The 16,157-nt window shown below is 74.5% G+C and carries 11 protein-coding genes; all 11 read right to left on the reverse strand.

The features are described 5' to 3' along the window. Positions 1-62: 62 nt before the first annotated feature. Complete coding sequence (locus ACWCYY_RS30925) at positions 63-1,670, reverse strand: alpha/beta hydrolase (protein WP_345287791.1); 1,608 nt, start codon at positions 1,668-1,670, stop codon at positions 63-65. A gap of 270 nt (positions 1,671-1,940) precedes the next feature. Then, positions 1,941-3,011, reverse strand: coding sequence for a hypothetical protein (locus ACWCYY_RS30930; RefSeq protein WP_449797898.1), 1,071 nt, complete (start codon positions 3,009-3,011; stop codon positions 1,941-1,943). Between the two features lie 206 nt (positions 3,012-3,217). Continuing rightward, positions 3,218-4,450: a DNA polymerase III subunit delta' gene (locus tag ACWCYY_RS30935; protein ID WP_449797899.1), complete on the reverse strand. Its 1,233-nt coding sequence runs from the start codon at positions 4,448-4,450 to the stop codon at positions 3,218-3,220. A 200-nt stretch (positions 4,451-4,650) separates the two neighbouring features. Further along, the gene (gene tmk, locus ACWCYY_RS30940; protein ID WP_449797900.1) at positions 4,651-7,941 is read right to left on the reverse strand and encodes a dTMP kinase; all 3,291 of its coding nucleotides are present in this window, start codon (positions 7,939-7,941) and stop codon (positions 4,651-4,653) included. A 193-nt stretch (positions 7,942-8,134) separates the two neighbouring features. Continuing rightward, positions 8,135-10,993, reverse strand: coding sequence for a type I DNA topoisomerase (gene topA, locus ACWCYY_RS30945; RefSeq protein ID WP_345289619.1), 2,859 nt, complete (start codon positions 10,991-10,993; stop codon positions 8,135-8,137). A gap of 419 nt (positions 10,994-11,412) precedes the next feature. Further along, positions 11,413-11,868, reverse strand: a complete 456-nt coding sequence (locus tag ACWCYY_RS30950; RefSeq protein WP_345289618.1) for a DUF3592 domain-containing protein — start codon at positions 11,866-11,868, stop codon at positions 11,413-11,415. A 251-nt stretch (positions 11,869-12,119) separates the two neighbouring features. Then, entirely contained in the window at positions 12,120-13,655 is a 1,536-nt protein-coding gene (locus ACWCYY_RS30955) for a class I SAM-dependent methyltransferase (RefSeq protein ID WP_345289617.1), read from the reverse strand. 149 nt (positions 13,656-13,804) lie between these two features. Next, positions 13,805-14,548, reverse strand: a complete 744-nt coding sequence (locus ACWCYY_RS30960; RefSeq protein ID WP_449797901.1) for a hypothetical protein — start codon at positions 14,546-14,548, stop codon at positions 13,805-13,807. A 29-nt stretch (positions 14,549-14,577) separates the two neighbouring features. Then, complete coding sequence (locus ACWCYY_RS30965; protein ID WP_449797902.1) at positions 14,578-14,946, reverse strand: cyclophilin-like fold protein; 369 nt, start codon at positions 14,944-14,946, stop codon at positions 14,578-14,580. 169 nt (positions 14,947-15,115) lie between these two features. Beyond that, positions 15,116-15,541 carry an ATP-binding protein gene (locus ACWCYY_RS30970; RefSeq protein WP_345289614.1) on the reverse strand — a complete coding sequence of 142 codons (426 nt, stop codon included), beginning with the start codon at positions 15,539-15,541 and terminating at the stop codon, positions 15,116-15,118. A gap of 273 nt (positions 15,542-15,814) precedes the next feature. Then, a complete protein-coding gene (gene bldG, locus ACWCYY_RS30975; protein WP_345289613.1) occupies positions 15,815-16,156 on the reverse strand; it encodes an anti-sigma factor antagonist BldG in 342 nt (113 codons plus the stop codon). Between the last annotated feature and the right edge of the window lies 1 nt (position 16,157).

A 16,157-nucleotide genomic window follows, 5' to 3' on the forward strand; every position in this document is an offset into this window, starting at 1 on the left:
AGGGGCGGTCATCGTACATACGGACCGCCCGGGCGCCGAAGCCACTTTCCGCCCGGTGTGAGCTACTTCGCGCAGCGGGTGCCGTCGGCCGGGGCGTCACCACCGAGGAGGTAGCGGTTGACCGCGCCGTCCACGCAGGTGTTGCGGCGGCCGTAGGCGGTGTGGCCGTCGCCGTCGTAGGTGAGGAGGCGGCCGGAGTCGAGCTGGTCGGCGAGGGACTGGGCCCAGGCGTAGGGGGTCGCCGGGTCGCGGGTGGTGCCGACCACGACGATCGGGGAGGAGCCGGCGGCGGCGATGGTGTGCGGGGCGCCGGTGGCGGGGACCGGCCAGTAGGCGCAGGCCAGGGCCATCCAGGCCATGTCGCGGCCGAAGTGGGCGGAGGCCTTCTCGAAGTCCGGGACGGCGGCGGCGGCCTCGGTGGGCGAGGCGAAAGGGGCGGGGAGGTCGAGGCAGTTGACGGCCATGTTGGCGTACATGAGGTTCGGGTAGCTGCCGTCGGACTCGCGCTCGTAGTACTGGTCGGAGAGCTTGAGCAGACCGGTGCCGTCGCCGGCCTTGGCGGAGGTGAGCGCGGTGCGCAGCTGGGGCCAGAGGAACTCGGCGTACATCGCGTGGATCACGCCGGTGGTGGCCTGGGCCTCCGTCAGCTTCCGGGCGGAGTCGGAGGTGGGCAGCGGGGCGCCGTCGAGCTGCTTGAAGAGGGCGAGAAGCTGCTCGCCGGCCTTCTGTTCGGTGTCGCCGAGCGCGCACTCCCCGCCGTGCTTGGCGCAGTCCTTGGCGAAGGCGGACCAGGCGGTCTCGAAGCCAGCCGCCTGGGTCCGGTTGCCGGCGACGGCGTCGAGCGCCGGGTCCATCGCGCCGTCCAACACCATCCGGCCGACCTTGGCGGGGTAGAGGCCGGCGTAGGTGGCGCCGAGGAAGGTGCCGTAGGACTTGCCGAGGTAACTGATCTTCTCGTCGCCGACCAGTGCGCGCAGCACGTCCAGGTCGCGGGCCGACTCGACGGTGGAGACGTGACCGAGCACGGCGCCCGCGTTCTGCTTGCACCCCTCGGCGAACTCCTTGTCGGAGGCCACCAGGGCATCGATCTCCGACTGGTCGTCAGGGGTGATGTCGACGGCGGTGTACGCGTCCATCCGCGGGCCGCTCAGGCAGGTCACCGGCCGGGAGCGGCCGACGCCGCGCGGGTCCAGGCCGACCAGGTCGTACCCGGCGCGGACCTCGGCGTCGTAGCCCTTGGCCACCGCCTCCACGTACTCGACGGCGGAGGCGCCGGGGCCCCCCGGGTTGAGCAGCAGCGAGCCGAGCTTGGCCCGGCCACCGGGACGGGTGGTGGCGGGCTTGCGGGCGGCGGCGAGGGTGAGATCGCCGCCGGACGGGGCCGCGTAGTCGAGCGGGACCTTGAAGGTGGCGCACTCGAACTCGCCGTCGCAGGGCTGCCAGGAGAGCTTCTGGGCGTAGTACGGGGCCAGCGCGGCCGGGGTGCCCTCCGGGAGCGGCTGGAGCGGGGTGGCACCGGCGCTCCGGGAGGCCGAGGCGCCCGAAGCGGCGTCCGAGGACGGCGGCGTGGACGAGGTGGGGCTGTCGGACCGGCCCGAGGTGCAACCGCCCACCAGCAGCGCGGCGGCGAGCAGGGCGGGCACGAGGCGGACGGGCCGGACTGCGCGCATCGGGGCGTCTTCTCTCGGCAGAGGGGGTCGGACGCCCCGAGCCTAGCGCTCGGTGATCGGCACGCCCGCGCTCCGGCGCACGGGCGTCGCCGCGCGCCCCGAACCCGCTTTCGAGCCCGCCAGTGCAACTGCTCCGCTCCGCCACCGCCGCCGTCGCCACCACCGCCGGGGCCCGCAGCTCCGCCATCGCCGGTACGGCCGCCGGGGCCGCCGGGCCCGTTGGGGCCGCTGGATGCACAGGTGCGGCGGGTACGGCGGGTGCCATGGCCGTCAGCGCGTCAGGTTCTCGGCCAGGTACTGGACCGCCACCCGGACCAGCCGGAGCCGCTCCCGCTCGGGCGCGAAGTCCCGGACCGCGTCGGAGAGCCGGACGTTGGCCTTGGCGGCCCGCCCCTGACCCTCCTTCAGCGCCTTCTGCAACCCGCGCGCCGCGCCCAGCCCCTCCGCGTCGTCCTTGGCGGCGGCCAGCAGCAACTTCGCCGCGGTGCCCTCCGGCGCCTCGGCCGCGGCGACCGCCAGCGCGGCACCGTCGTACCGGCCGGAGACGGCGGCCGCCGCCCCGTACAGGTCGGGGCGGGCCAGTCCGGCGGCGGCCGCGCAGGCCGCGCCGCCCTCGACGCCCAGCACGCCCCAGCCGCCGGGACCGGGCGGCAGGGTGCGGAAGGCGGCACCGACGGCCGTCCGCAAAGCCTGGTCGTCGGCGATGGCCTGCGGGGCGGCGGCGACCAGCTCGCACGGGTGGCCGGTGCCGGCCGGGGCCGCCGGGGCGACCAGCACGAACGGGCGGGAGCGGCCCAGCTTCACGGCGGAGGCGACGCCCTCGAAGACGTCGGGGAGTTCGGCGTCGGCGGTCCGGCCGGTGGTGCCCGCATGCAGCACCACGACCGGGAAGCGGGCCTGCGGCTCGGCGCGGTAGCGGTCCGGCAGCCAGACCCTGACCGTCCGGGGGCGGCCGTCCGGTCCGGCCACCTCACCCTCCATCAGTTCACCGCCCGCGGGCCTGCCGATCAGCTCGAACCGCGTCACCACGGGCGGGAGTTCGGCCCCGGAGGGGGGCGGCTGCACCGGCGGCGCGGCGGGCCGCTCGGCCGCGACCACGGCGGCGGCCTGCGCCGGACGGACGCCCCGGCCGTCCAGGACGACCGCGACGGTGAGCGCGGTCACGCACATCCCGCACAGTACCGCGCCGCCGGCCCTGACCAGCAACGGCCGCTGCTCGGCGGTCAGTTCGTAGGTCTGGGCCGCCTTCAGGTCGCGCCAGCGGACCAGCGCGGCCCGGCCCAGCAGGAACCCGGCAACCAGGGCCACCACCAGCGGTACGACGAGGAACGGTCTGGGCATGCGGCGCACCACCTCTCGGTTCTCGGTGCACAGCGTGCCGGGCGCAGCGGCGGGCGGCGGTACGGCTCCCGGGGCGGGTCCGCGATTCACTCGAAGGGAGGAGGTGATGTTTCGTCAACTCACCGCCGTACGGCGGCAACCGGCCCCGCTGCCAGTCCGAGCCCCAGCCCCGGCTCCAGCCCCACGGGGTCGCGCAGCGGTGCTGCTCAGCCCGCCCGGAGGGCGACCGTCATCGCCTCGACCGCCAGCAGCGGGTCGACGTTCCGGTCCAGGGCACGGCGGCAGGCCAGCACGGCCTCGATCCGGCGCAGCGTGTTCTCCGCGCTCCCGGCGCCCGCGACCCGGCCGAGCGCCTGGCGCTGATCCTCGTTGGACAGCGCGCCGGTGGAGCCGAGCTGGAGCGCCAGCACGTCCCGGTAGAAGCCGAGCAGGTCCAGCAGGGCGACGCCGAGCGTCTCGCGCCGGGTCCTGGTGGCCCGGCTCTTCTGGCGCTTCTCCAGCTCCTTGACGGCGCCCGCCATCCCGCGCGGCGCGCGGCTGCCTTCGACCGCCCCGTAAGCCGCCCTCAGGTCGCCCGTCTCCTTCGCGTCCTGACTCTCCGCCAGCGCCTCGGCATCCGCCTTGGCGGTGTCCACCAGCCGCTGGGCCGCGGCCAGGCAGCCGCCGATGTCGGCGACCTCCAGCGGGATCTTCAGCACGTCCAGGCGACGGGCCCGGGCCTGCTCGTCCACGGCCAGGCGGCGGGAGCGCTCGATGTCCCCCTGCCCGGCCAGCGCCGCCAGCCGCGCCGCCTCCGGCTCGACCCCGTCCCGGCGGACCAGCATGTCGGCCACCGCCTCGGCTGCCGGGGTGCGCAGCACCAGCAGGCGGCAGCGCGAACGGATGGTGGGCAGCACGTCCTGCACCGAGGGGGCGCAGAGCAGCCACACGGTGCGCGGGGAGGGCTCCTCCACGCCCTTCAGCAGCGCGTTGGCCGCCGCCTCGGTCAGCCGGTGCGCGGCGTCCACCAGGATCACCGACCAGCGGCCGCCGGTCGGGGAGCTGGCGGCGCGCAGCACCAGGTCGCGCATGTCGCCGACACCGATCGACAGGCCGTCGGTGCGGACGTACTTCACGTCGGCGTGGCTTCCGGACAGCACCGTGTGGCAGCCGTCGCAGAAACCGCAGCCCGGAACGCCGCCGAGTTCGAGATCCGGGCTGGTGCACTGGAGGGCCGCCGCGAAGGCCCGCGCGGCGGTGGTCTGCCCGGCGCCCGGCGGGCCGGTGAACAGCCAGGCGTGCGTCATCAGCGAGGCGTTCCCACCCGGGACGGGGGCACCCTCCGACGCTCCGTCAGCACCCGCGCGCCCGGCGGCCACCGTCGCCCGCGCCGCCACGGCCGCCGCCGTCAGCTGCTCGACCACCCGATCCTGGCCGACCAGGTCGTCCCACACACTCACGCCGCACTCCCTCGTCCCACCCGAGCCTAACCGCAACGGCGGACACCCACGGGCCCGCCGCCGAGACGCACCCGCCACGGCCGCGCCGACCGGCGGGAGAGGTCGACGCCGTGCCCCGTCCCCGCCACGCGGAAGCGGCGGCACGCGGAAGGGGCGGGCCCGGCCACCGGCCGCGCCCGCCCCTCCGATCGATCCAACGGCTACTTGCGCTTGCGACCCTTGCGGTCGCGGTCCTGCTCCTCGCCGTTCTCGTCCCAGCGCGCCCACTCCTCACGGGAGCCGAGCAGGCTGTCGGTCAGGCTGGGCAGGTCGTCCATCGGGGTCTCCTCGGCCCAGGACGGCCGCGGCCGCGGCTCCTCCACCGGCAGCGGCAGCTCCCGGGTCGACTCGGCCTCGGACTCCGCCGGAGCGGCCGGCTCGTCCCGCCACAGGTCGGACGGCACCCGGTCCGCAGGAGCAGCGGGAGCAGCGGGCGCGGTCGGCCTGGCAGGCCGGACGGGCTCAGCCGTCAGCTTGGGCAGCTCGGCGGTCCGGGCACCCTCCACCTTCGGCAGCACGGCCGTCTCGTCCGCGGGGACCCGCGGCAGCACCGCCGTCTCACCCACGGCCGGCACCCGCGGCAGCACCGCGGTCTCGTCCGCCGGGACGCGCGGCAGCACGGCCGTCTCGTCGGCCGGCTTCCGCAGCTCGGTGGTGGCCTGGTCCCGGTCCCGGCCCGGGTGGGCCAGCTCCATGGTGGTGGTCGCCTCGTTCGAGGACGCCACCCCCGAGTCCTCCGCCTCGGCAGCCGACGCAGTCGGCGCAGCAGCCGCAGCCGTCGTCGCGGCAGCCGCCGTGGCCGCGGCAGCAGACGTCGCCGCAGCAGCCGCGGCCGCGGCGACCCGCGCCGCCTCCGCCCGCTGCAGCGCCTCCTCGGCCCGCCGCCGCTGTTCGGCCCGCTGCTCCTCGCGCTGGCGCTGCAGCTCCGCCTGCGCCGCCGCCTCGGCGGCCAGCCGCTGCCGCTCCGCCTCCTCGGCCTTGCGCCGTTCGGCCTCCGCCGCCGCCCGGACCGCAGCCTCCTCGGCCTGACGGGCCGCCTCGGCCTCCGCCTTCAGGCGCGCCTCCTCGGCGGCCTTGGCCGCCGCCTCCGCCGCGAGCCGCTCGGCCTCCTCGCGGGCCAGCCGGTCCTTCTCCTCCTGCTCCTTCCGGAGCTCCTCCAGCAGTTCGAGCCGCTTGCGCTCGGCCTCCTCAGCCTCGGCCTTCAGACGGGCCTCCTCGGCGGCGCGGCGCGCGGCCTCCTCGCGGGCCAGCCGCTCCTGCTCGAGCTTGGCGGCCTTCTCCTGCTCGGAGAGCGGCAGCTCGCGGTCGAGCCGGTGGCGGATCGCGGTCGTCACGAAGGCGGGCTGCTGGCTGCCGTCCACCACGAGGTAGCGGGCGGGGTCGGCTGCGGCCAGCGCGAGGAACCCGGCGCGCACGCGGGCGTGGAACTCGGTGGGCTCGGACTCCAGCCGGTCGAGCGCCTCGGTGAAGCGCTCGCGCGCCGCCTCGGGGGCGACGTCCAGCACCACGGTCAGGTCGGGCACCAGGCCGCCGGTGGCCCAGCGGGAGATCCGGGCCACCTCGGTGGCGGCCAGGTCGCGGCCCGCGCCCTGGTAGGCGATGGACGAGTCCATGTACCGGTCGGTGATCACCACGGCGCCGCGCTCCAGCGCGGGGCGGATGACGTTCTCGACGTGCTCGGCCCGGTCGGCCGCGTAGATCAGCGCCTCGGCCCGGTGCGAGAGGCCGGTGTTGCCGACGTCCAGCACCAGGGCGCGCAGCCGCTGGCCGATCGGCGAACCGCCCGGCTCGCGGGTGACCACGACCTCGTGGCCCTTGCTGCGGATCCACTCGGCCAGGGCGTTCGCCTGGGTGGACTTGCCGGCACCGTCCCCGCCCTCCAGGGCGATGAAGTAGCCGGTGCCGCTCACCCGGTGGGCCGGGACCACGTCCGCGCCGCGGACCGAGCGCAGCAGCTCGCGGCCGAACGGCACGGTGCCCCGCTGGTCGTCGGTCTTCAGCAGCACCACGGCGGCGAGCACCAGCACCAGCAGCCCGGCGGAGCCGACGGCCAGCGCGGCGCCGTCGTGGATGAAGGTGAAGCTGCCCGGCTCGACCTCGCCGAGCGAGATCTCGCCGTACCCGGCGGCGGCCAGCGGCATCAGCACCAGCGCGGCACCGACCACCACCCGCAGCACCGCGTGGAGGTGCTCGGTGACCTTGGGCAGCCGGGCCTCCTCGACCTCCTGGGCGAGCAGCGTCCGGCCGGTGCCGATCACCACGCCGGCGGCCAGGCCGGCCAGCACGGTGAGCAGCAGGACCAGGACGAAGTCCAGCACCAGCCCGGCCAGGATCAGCGCCAGGCCCTCGGTGATCAGGGCCAGCGCCAGCAGCCGGCGGCGGGAGAGCGAGGGCAGCAGCGGACGGGTGATCCGGACGCCGACGGCGGGGGCGAGGCCCGCGGCCAGCACCACCAGGCCGTAGCCGATCGGGCCGCCCCGGTGGTCGACCGAGGTGAGCAGGCCGAGCGCGGCCACGCCGGCCATCGAGGCGTAGGCGGCGGCCACCGCGAAGGTGAAGTAGGGGGCGGAGCCGGTCCGGCCCTTGCTCAGCGCGGGGCCGGGGGTGGCGTCGGTCGGGGCGCGCAGGCCCTGCAACGGGGAGCGCGGGGCTCCGGCCGCGCCGGAGGGCAGCTGCTGGAGGAAGACCAGCACGGCCGAGGCGGCCAGCAGCAGCGCGGCGCCGACCCCGGCGGTGGTGAACTGGTGCGTCCGCAGCCAGTCCGAGCCGAAGGCGGCGAAGACGTTGTTGAGCAGGGTCAGCGCGACCAGCAGGGCACCCGCCAGCGGCACCACGGCCCAGCCGGTCCGCAGGTCGACCGAGCGGACCGTCTCCAGGTAGGCGGCCGAGGGCCGCTGCTCCGACTCGACGGCGTACGGGTCGGCGACCGGCAGCAGGCCGGGGACGGCCGCGTCCTTGGCCACCGTCCAGACCCGCTCGGCCGCACCGGCCAGGAAGGCGGTGCCGAGCAGCAGCCAGAGCGCCGAGCCGGACGACCAGGTGAGCCACCAGGGCGCGATCCCGATCAGGACCGCTCGGAAGGCGTCCGATCCGAACAGCACCCAGCGCCGGTCCAGCTTCGAAGCGACCAGACCGTGCACCGGTCCGAGCAGCGCCGCGCCGAACAGCACGGTGGCCAGCAGCCGCGAGGCCAGCAGCGCGGCGACGGCCAGCGCCCCCGCCCGGTACCCGTGCCCGAACTGACCCCCGATCAGCGCGGCCACCCAGGCCAGGCCGACCAGCACCATCAGCCCGAGCCGGTCACCGGCCCCGCCGATCAGCTGTGCGGTCCACAGCCTCCGGTACGGGCGCAGCCGCAGCAGCGCCCTGGCCCGCTCGCCGGGCGTCCCGGCGGGACGGATCTCCGGTGGCTCGGGGGCACTGGTGGGGCTGGGCTGCTCCTCGCTCGTCATACCGTCAGCGTAGCGGTCACCGCCCGGCGGATAAGAGGGGCGAGTCCCTCCGGAACGCCGTCATCACAGGGTTGTGACACTCCCCTCGCACCCGGCACCGCAGCGAGCCCGCCCTCCCCGCACACGACGAGGGCCCGCACCGGAGTGCGGGCCCTCGTCGTGGAACGTCCTGCTCAGTCCTGCCCGGTCCTGCTCACTCCTGCTCGGGAGCCGCCGCCTTCTTCGCCGCGACCTTCTTGGCGGCGGTCTTCTTCGCCGTGGTCCCGGCCGCCGTGGTCTTCTTGGCGGCCGTCTTCTTCGCCGTGGTGGTCTTCTTGGCGGTGGTGGTCTTCTTGGCCGCCGCCTTCTTCGCCGGTGCCTTCTTGGCCGCCTTCTTCACCGGCCCGCGGGCCCGCTTCTCGGCCAGCAGCTCGTAGCCGCGCTCCGGGGTGATGCCCTCCACCGAGTCGTCCTTGCGGAGCGTCGCGTTGGTCTCCCCGTCGGTCACGTACGCTCCGAAACGGCCGTCCTTGACCACCACCGGTCGCTCGCTGACCGGGTCGGTGCCCAGCTCCTTGAGCGGCGGCGCGGCGGCGGCGCGGCCGCGCTGCTTCGGCTGGGCGTAGATCGCCAGCGCCTCCTCGAGGGTGACCGTGAACATCTGCTCCTCGCTGGTCAGCGAGCGCGAGTCGGTCCCCTTCTTGAGGTACGGGCCGTAGCGGCCGTTCTGCGCGGTGATCTCCACGCCCTCGGCGTCGGTGCCGACCACCCGGGGCAGCGAGAGCAGCATCAGCGCGTCGGCCAGCGTGACGGTGTCCAGGGACATCGTCTTGAGCAGCGAGGCGGTGCGCGGCTTGACCGCGTTCTTGCCGGTCTTCGGGGTGCCCTCGGGCAGGATCTCGGTGACGTACGGGCCGTAGCGGCCGTCCTTGGCGACCAGCATGTTGCCGGACTCCGGGTCCTTGCCCAGCTCGAAGTCGCCGCTGGGCTTGGCCAGCAGCTCCTCGGCCAGCTCGATGGTCAGCTCGTCCGGCGGCAGCTCGTCCGGGATGTCGGCGCGCTGGCCGGGCTCGCCCTCGACCGGCGAGGCCTTCTCCACGTACGGGCCGTAGCGGCCGACCCGCAGGGTGATCTCCTCGTTCAGCGGGAACGAGCTGATCTCCCGGGCGTCGATCGCGCCGAGGTCGGTGACCAGTTCCTTGAGCCCGCCGAGGTGGTCGCCGTCGCCGTTGCCCGCGTCGGCCGCGCCGCCCGCGATCGCGGCACCCTCGCCCTCGCCGAAGTAGAAGCGCTTGAGCCACGGCACGGACTCGGCCTCACCGGCCGCGATCCGGTCGAGGTCGTCCTCCATCTTGGCGGTGAAGTCGTAGTCGACCAGCCGGCCGAAGTGCTTCTCCAGCAGGTTCACCACGGCGAACGACAGGAAGGAGGGGACCAGTGCGGTGCCCTTCTTGAAGACGTACTTCCGGTTGATGATCGTGTCGATGATCGACGCGTAGGTCGACGGGCGGCCGATCTCCCGGTCCTCGAGCTCCTTGACCAGCGAGGCCTCGGTGTAGCGGGCCGGCGGCTTGGTCGAGTGGCCCTCGGGGTTGAGCTGCTCGGCGGCCAGCGGGTCGCCCTCGGTGACCTGGGGCAGCCTGCGCTCGCGGTCGTCCAGCTCGGCGTTCGGGTCGTCGGCGCCCTCGACGTAGGCCTTGAGGAAGCCGTGGAAGGTGATGATCTTGCCGGAGGCGGAGAACTCCACGTCCTGCCCGGTGGCGGCCCGGCCGCCGACCTTGACCGTCACCGACTGGCCGACGGCGTCCTTCATCTGGGAGGCGACGGTGCGCATCCAGATCAGCTCGTAGAGCCGGAACTCGTCGCTGCTCAGACCGGTCTCGGCCGGGGTGCGGAAGCGGTCGCCGGAGGGGCGGATCGCCTCGTGCGCCTCCTGGGCGTTCTTGACCTTGGAGGCGTAGGTGCGCGGGGCGTCCGGCAGGTAGTCGGCACCGTAGAGCTGGGTGACCTGGGCCCGGGCGGCCGCGATCGCGGTGTCCGAGAGCGTGGTCGAGTCGGTTCGCATGTAGGTGATGAAGCCGTTCTCGTACAGCTTCTGGGCCACCTGCATGGTGCGCTTGGCGCCGAAGCCCAGCTTGCGGCTGGCCTCCTGCTGGAGCGTGGTGGTGCGGAACGGCGCGTACGGCGAGCGGCGGTACGGCTTGGACTCGACGCTGCGCACCGAGAACGCGGTCTGCTCCAGGGCCGCGGCCAGCGCGCGGGCGGCCGTCTCGTCCAGGTGCAGCGTGTTGGTGCTCGCGGCCTTCAGCTGCCCGTCCGAACCGAAGTCGCGGCCGCTGGCGATCCGCTTGCCGTCCACCTGGGAGAGCCGGGCGCCGAAGGACTCCGGGTTGGCGGCGTCCACCGCGGTGCGGCCGGTGCCGAAGGTGCCGGTCAGGTCCCAGTACGAGGCGGTGCGGAACGCCATCCGCTCGCGCTCGCGCTCGACCACCAGCCGGGTGGCGACGGACTGCACGCGGCCCGCCGAGAGCTTCGGCATGACCTTCTTCCAGAGCACCGGCGAGACCTCGTAGCCGTAGAGGCGGTCGAGGATGCGGCGGGTCTCCTGGGCGTCCACCAGGCGCTGGTTCAGCTCGCGCGGGTTGCGCACGGCCTCCTGGATGGCGTCCTTGGTGATCTCGTGGAAGACCATCCGGTGCACCGGCACCTTGGGCTTCAGGACCTGCTGGAGGTGCCACGCGATGGCCTCGCCCTCGCGGTCCTCATCGGTGGCGAGGAAGAGCTCGTCGGACTCCGCGAGCAGCGACTTGAGCTTGGTGACCTGCGACTTCTTGTCCGCGTTCACCACGTAGATCGGAGCGAAGTCGTGGTCCACGTCGACGCCGAGGCGGCGCACCTCGCCGGTGTACTTGTCCGGCACCTCGGCGGCCGTGCCGGGGAGGTCGCGGATGTGCCCCACGCTGGCCTCGACGACGTAGCCGGGGCCCAGGTAGCCCTTGATCGTCTTGGCCTTGGCCGGCGACTCGACGATGACGAGTCGCTTGCCGTGCGCGGTCTCGCTGCTCGGGGACACCTTCGCTCTTCTCTCCCGGTCGTTAACGTCTGCTGGGCGGCGCGTGGCGGCCGGGAAGAGCGCGAAAAATCCCGTCCTCCCCGCCGTGTGGAGCTGCCGCTCCGCGACGGCCCCACCAGCGGAGTGTGACCGTACCCTGGCCACCCTTGTCAAACGAACGGATCGCACTTTTTCACCGGCAAGGCCGACCTACGCCACTCGAACGGTAACCCGATGAGGAGCGTTCCCGCCGCGCGGAGGGGGGTGCAGGGCCCTCCGGGAGTCGGATTCCGGACGCGGACGACCGTTCAGCGAGCAGGCCGCACGAGGAGGAAGGCGACGGAGGGACAGCCCCGCACGCCCGCCTCACTCCGACGGGAAGCGGCTGGTTCGCATCCGCACCGATTGCCGGGGGGCGTACGCGCCCCATCCACCGGGACCTACCGGGCGAGCACCTCGCCGAGCAGGCTGAGACCGCCGGCCAGTGCGCTGGTGCCGAGCAGCAGCCAGAGCACGTCGCCGGGAACCGCCGAACCGGCCGAGCCGGCCGCCAGCACCACGCGGTTCGGCCGCCGGGCGTCGTACCGGACCTGCACCGCCGTCCCGGGCGTCAGCCAGGCCGGACGCCGCAACGGGGTCTGCCCGCGCGGCCTGGTCAGCACCGAACGGTCCGGACCGGTCGGGACGGAGAGCAGTGGAGCGCTGTCCAGCTCGCCGTAGGTGTCGACGCGGTGCTCACCGAAGGCGTCGTGGTCCGCGACCACCCGGGCGGTGGCGGGCACGCCGTGGCGGCGCAGGCGGTGGCGAAGTCGCAGTTCGACCGCGCACCAGAGCAGCAGCGCGCCACCGAACGCCGTGAGTACCACCCCTGCCGCCAACGCCGTCGGCGTCTCCATCGCCCCGCCCCTCCACCGGCCCCGCCTCGTCCACAGCCTGTGGACAGGAGGCTGGCAGGCACGGGCGGCCGGGTGTCGTACGCCCACCGAAGCGGGGGCCACCCGGAGGTGAACCGGAGATGACGGATCGCCGCAGGCACCCTGGTGGCCGTCCGACGGGCCCGCACCGCACCGCCCGCACATTCGAACACCGCCGGGGCCGCCCGCTGTCCACCGCCTGTGGACAACTGCGCGGCCCCGGCCGCGCACCGTCACCCCACCGGCTCGATGAACCCCTGCTCGGTCAGCAGCCGCAGCGACTCCGGCACCCGGTCCCGCAGCACCACCCGGTCCTCGCCGAGCAGTTGGGCGATGGCGTCCACGATCTCGCCCGCCGCCAGCGTGCCGTCGCAGACCCCGACGAAGCCGGCGCCGACGGTGTCCACCTTGGTCGCCCGGCGCATGCCCCGGTTGTGACGGAGGATCACGTGCTCGGGGTCCTCCGCGCCGGGGGCGCCGACCTGCTCCTGCACCACCTCGTCGGCGAGCTGGTACCGGGCCGCCAGCAGCGCGGCGTCGTCGTGGGCGCGCAGGAAGTCCTGCCTGCCGAACCAGTCCTCGATGTGCGGGCCGAGCGGCTGCTCCACCGGGTGCGGCCACTCCTCGATCCGGACCGTCGGCTGCTCCGCACCGCCCGCCCGCAGGGTGATCCAGCCGAACCCGACGCCCTCGACGCCGCCCGCCTCGAAGGCGTCCAACCACTCGCCGTACCGGGCCTGGTAGTCGGAACCGGGGCCGCGGTGGTCCCCGCCGTCGCGCAGCCAGAGCTCCGCGTAGTGGGCCACGTCCTGGACGTCGCGCTGCACCACCCAGGCGTCCAGGCCCGTCCCGGCCACCCAGCCGGCCACCCGGTCGTGCCAGTCCTCGCCCTTGACGTGCTGCCAGTTCGCCAGCAGGTGGCAGTACCCGCCGGGCTCCAGGTGCGCGGCCGCGCCCCGGACGATCGAACGGCAGAGCTCGTCGCCCGCCATCCCGCCGTCCCGGTAGACGAAGCGGCTGCCGGGCGAGATCACGAAGGGCGGGTTGGAGACGATCAGGTCGAACCTCCCGTCCCCGACCGGCTCGAACAGGCTGCCCTCGGCGGTCTCCGCGTTCTCGAAGCCGGAGAGCGCCAGGGTCAGCGCGGTGAAGTGCAGCGCGCGCGGGTTGAGGTCGGTCGCGGTGACCTGCTGCGCGTGCCGGGCGGTGTGCAGCGCCTGCACGCCCGAACCGGAGCCCAGGTCGAGCGCCCGGCGCACCGGACGCCGCACCGCCAGGTTGGCCAAGGTGGTGGAGGCCCCGCCGACCCCGAGCACCAGGTCCTTGCGGGCCACCCCGTGCGCGGTCTCGCCGGAGCCGATGCCGCCCGCTCCGCCGACGGCGCAGCCCAGGTCCGAGACCACCCAGGCGTCCGCACTCGGCAGACCCGCCACCTCGTTGGCGTACGGGCGCACGTCCACGGTGGCCCGCACCTGCTCGCCGTCCCGGGCCAGCCAACGGTCCGTCAGGCAGTCCTCCACCGGCAGCGCGGCGGCAGCGGCCGCGTACGGGACCGGCTGCTGCAGCAGGAACAGCCGCACCAGGGTCTCCAACGGGCTGCCGCCCCCGGTCGCCCGCAGCGCGGGCACGGCCTCGCTCCGGGCGAGCGCGGCGTACGCGGTCGGCCCGAGCAGGTCGAGGCACCCGTCGGCGGTGTAGGAGGCGGCGAGCAGCGCCTCGCGCAGCTTCGCGAGGCGGGCATGGTCAAGCACAGGGCTGCTACTGGTCACCGCTCCATTCTCCCGCCTGCCGACGGGGCCGCGCCCCGGCCGCGGGCCGGGAGGCAGGCCGCAGCCGGGCCACAGGCCGGGGGCAGGCCGTAGCCCGGGCGCGGGCCGGGAGGCAGACGCGGCTACGAGCCGGGAGGCGACCGCCGGGGTCAGCTGCTCGGCGTCGTGGAGGGGGTCGCTGCGGCCGACTGCCCGGCGGTCGGGGACTGGCCCGCCGCGGGCGACTGTCCGCCCGCCTGGCCGCCGCCCTGACCGTCCGTCGGCGTAGTGCTGGGGGCGGGCGTCTGACCGCCGGCCTGGCCCGGCGTCTGACCGGCGGTCGGCTGGCTTCCCGCCGGAGCCGGGGAGGGCTTGCAGCCGGTCTGCTTGGAGATCGCCGCGCCGAGCTCGCCGCTCTGGAGCGTGTTGAGCGCGGCCGTGGACTGCTGGGCCAGCCGCTGGATCTGGTCGCTGACGCTGCGCAGACCGTCGGCGAACTTCGCCTGGTCCCCGTTGGGCAGCGCGGTCAGCTTCTGCTGGACGTCCAGGTAGCCCTGGGCGGCCTGCTTGAGCTCCTCCGTCGCACCCTGCTGGACCTTGGCGCCGTCACCGATCTTCGGCACGCCGGCCTTGGCGATCGCGTCCGCGAGCTGCTGGTTGGTCTGCGCCAGCGTCCCGAGGTCGGCGGCGAGCCGCTTCTGCAGGTCGGCCGGCGCCTCCCCCGGGACGACCTTGCCGCTGTCGTCGAGCGCGGCCGTGGACTGCGCGATCGGGTCATGGGCGGCGTCGCAGACGGTCTTCGCCCAGGAGTCGAGCGCGGCGCCGGAGTTGTCGTCGCCGCCGCAGCCGACGGCGCCCACCGCCAGTGTCAGGCCCAGCACGGGTGCGGCCCACAGCCGCTTCTCGAACTTCACGCTGCGAACCTACACGGCACCGCCCGGGCTCAGGCCCGCTCCACCCGGATCACGTCCCCGGGGCGGACGGTGCGCAGCACGGCGGGATCGCCGTCCAGGGCGCCCAGCAGGTTGCAGGGGCTGGCGAGCCGGCACTCGCCGCCGCGCGAGACCGGCGTCGGGCCGTAGGGCAGCGCCAGGCTGTCGCCCTCGGTCCAGAACGCGACGGTGCCGGGGTCGACCACCTGGGCCGCGTCCTCCTCGACCGACGCGGCGACGGGCGTGCCGAAGTAGACCTCCTCGCCCCAGGTGTTCGCGGACGAGGTGATCGGGAGCGCCGCCCAGAGCGCCTCGGATGTGGGGGTGCGCCTCAACGTGGCCGTGGTGTGCCCGGCCGGCCAGAGGATGCGGATGCGCATGGGGAAGGTGTCCTTCTCTCGAAACGGATCCGATCGCGCCGAGAGCAGGGAACAGCCACCTTCAACAGTTTGTCAATGCCCTCGGGGTGGCCGAGAGCACCTGGGGCCCGGGGCGGGAGCCCCAGGGGTTGGGAGCCCCGGGGTCGGACCGGACCCGGCAGGCGAGGACTCAGAACTCGTCGAGCTCCGGCGACAGCGGCCAGCTCATCCGGATCAACCCGCCGCTGGCCCCCGAGGTCACCTCGACGTCCTCGACCAGGCCGGTGATCACCGCCAGCCCGAGCGCGTCCTCGGCGTCCTCCCCGGCCTCCTCGGCGTCGCTGCCGACCGGCGGCAGACCGGCGGCGCCGGCCTCGTCCTCGACCTCGATGAGGAAACGCTTCTCCTGGTCGGTGAGCGCAACCCGGACCGCGCCGTCGACACCACCGCGCTGGTGCAGGCCGACCGCCCGCGAACAGGCCTCGCCGACCGCGAGCCGGACCTCGTCGAGCACCGACTCATCGACTCCGGCGCGCCTCGCCACCGCCGCGGCCACCAGACGGGCCGTCCGCACGTGCTCGGGAAGTGCGCTGAACCGAAGTTCGACCGTTGCCATTGTCTTCCCCTCCGGGATCGTGCCCGGGATCGCACCCCGGGCTCGCGCGGGCCGGACGGCGCCGCGCCGGGGCAGTCGCCCACCATCCGCCACCGGCGGGGCCGCAGTGGCCCCGCCGGTGTGCGAGTGAGCTTCTATGGGCGCCGTCGAACGGAGCGGGGCGGAACCGGAGCCCCGAACCGCGCCGCTGACGGCAGATCAGCACCGCCCGGCCCGTGCCGGAACGGCCCTGACGCCTGGTCAGTCCACCAGGCGAGGGTGCCTGAGCACCCGTCAGTCGTTCGCCGCGACCGCGTCGTCCACCGACGTGTGGATCGGGAAGACCTTGGTCAGACCGGTGATCCGGAAGATCTTCAGGATGCGCTCCTGGTTGCACACCAGGCGGAGCGAACCCTCGTGCGCGCGGACGCGCTTGAGACCGCCGACCAGGACACCGAGACCGGTCGAGTCCAGGAAGTCCACGCCCTCCATGTCGACGACCAGGTGGTAGTTGCCCTCGTTGACGAGCTCGACCAGCTGCTCGCGCAGCTTGGGGGCGGTGTACACATCGATCTCGCCGCCAACCTCGACGACCGTACGGTCGCCGACAGTGCGGGTCGACAGGGACAGGTCCACG

Source organism: Kitasatospora sp. NPDC001664, from assembly GCF_053596675.1.

Bases quoted from the DNA above. Each gene is read 5' to 3' on its own strand.
- ACWCYY_RS30925 (WP_345287791.1), bottom strand. From the start codon at position 1,670: ATGCGCGCAGTCCGGCCCGTCCGCCTCGTGCCCGCCCTGCTCGCCGCC.
- ACWCYY_RS30930 (WP_449797898.1), bottom strand. From the start codon at position 3,011: ATGCCCAGACCGTTCCTCGTCGTACCGCTGGTGGTGGCCCTGGTTGCC.
- tmk (WP_449797900.1), bottom strand. From the start codon at position 7,941: ATGACGAGCGAGGAGCAGCCCAGCCCCACCAGTGCCCCCGAGCCACCG.
- ACWCYY_RS30950 (WP_345289618.1), bottom strand. From the start codon at position 11,868: ATGGAGACGCCGACGGCGTTGGCGGCAGGGGTGGTACTCACGGCGTTC.
- ACWCYY_RS30965 (WP_449797902.1), bottom strand. From the start codon at position 14,946: ATGCGCATCCGCATCCTCTGGCCGGCCGGGCACACCACGGCCACGTTG.
- ACWCYY_RS30970 (WP_345289614.1), bottom strand. From the start codon at position 15,541: ATGGCAACGGTCGAACTTCGGTTCAGCGCACTTCCCGAGCACGTGCGG.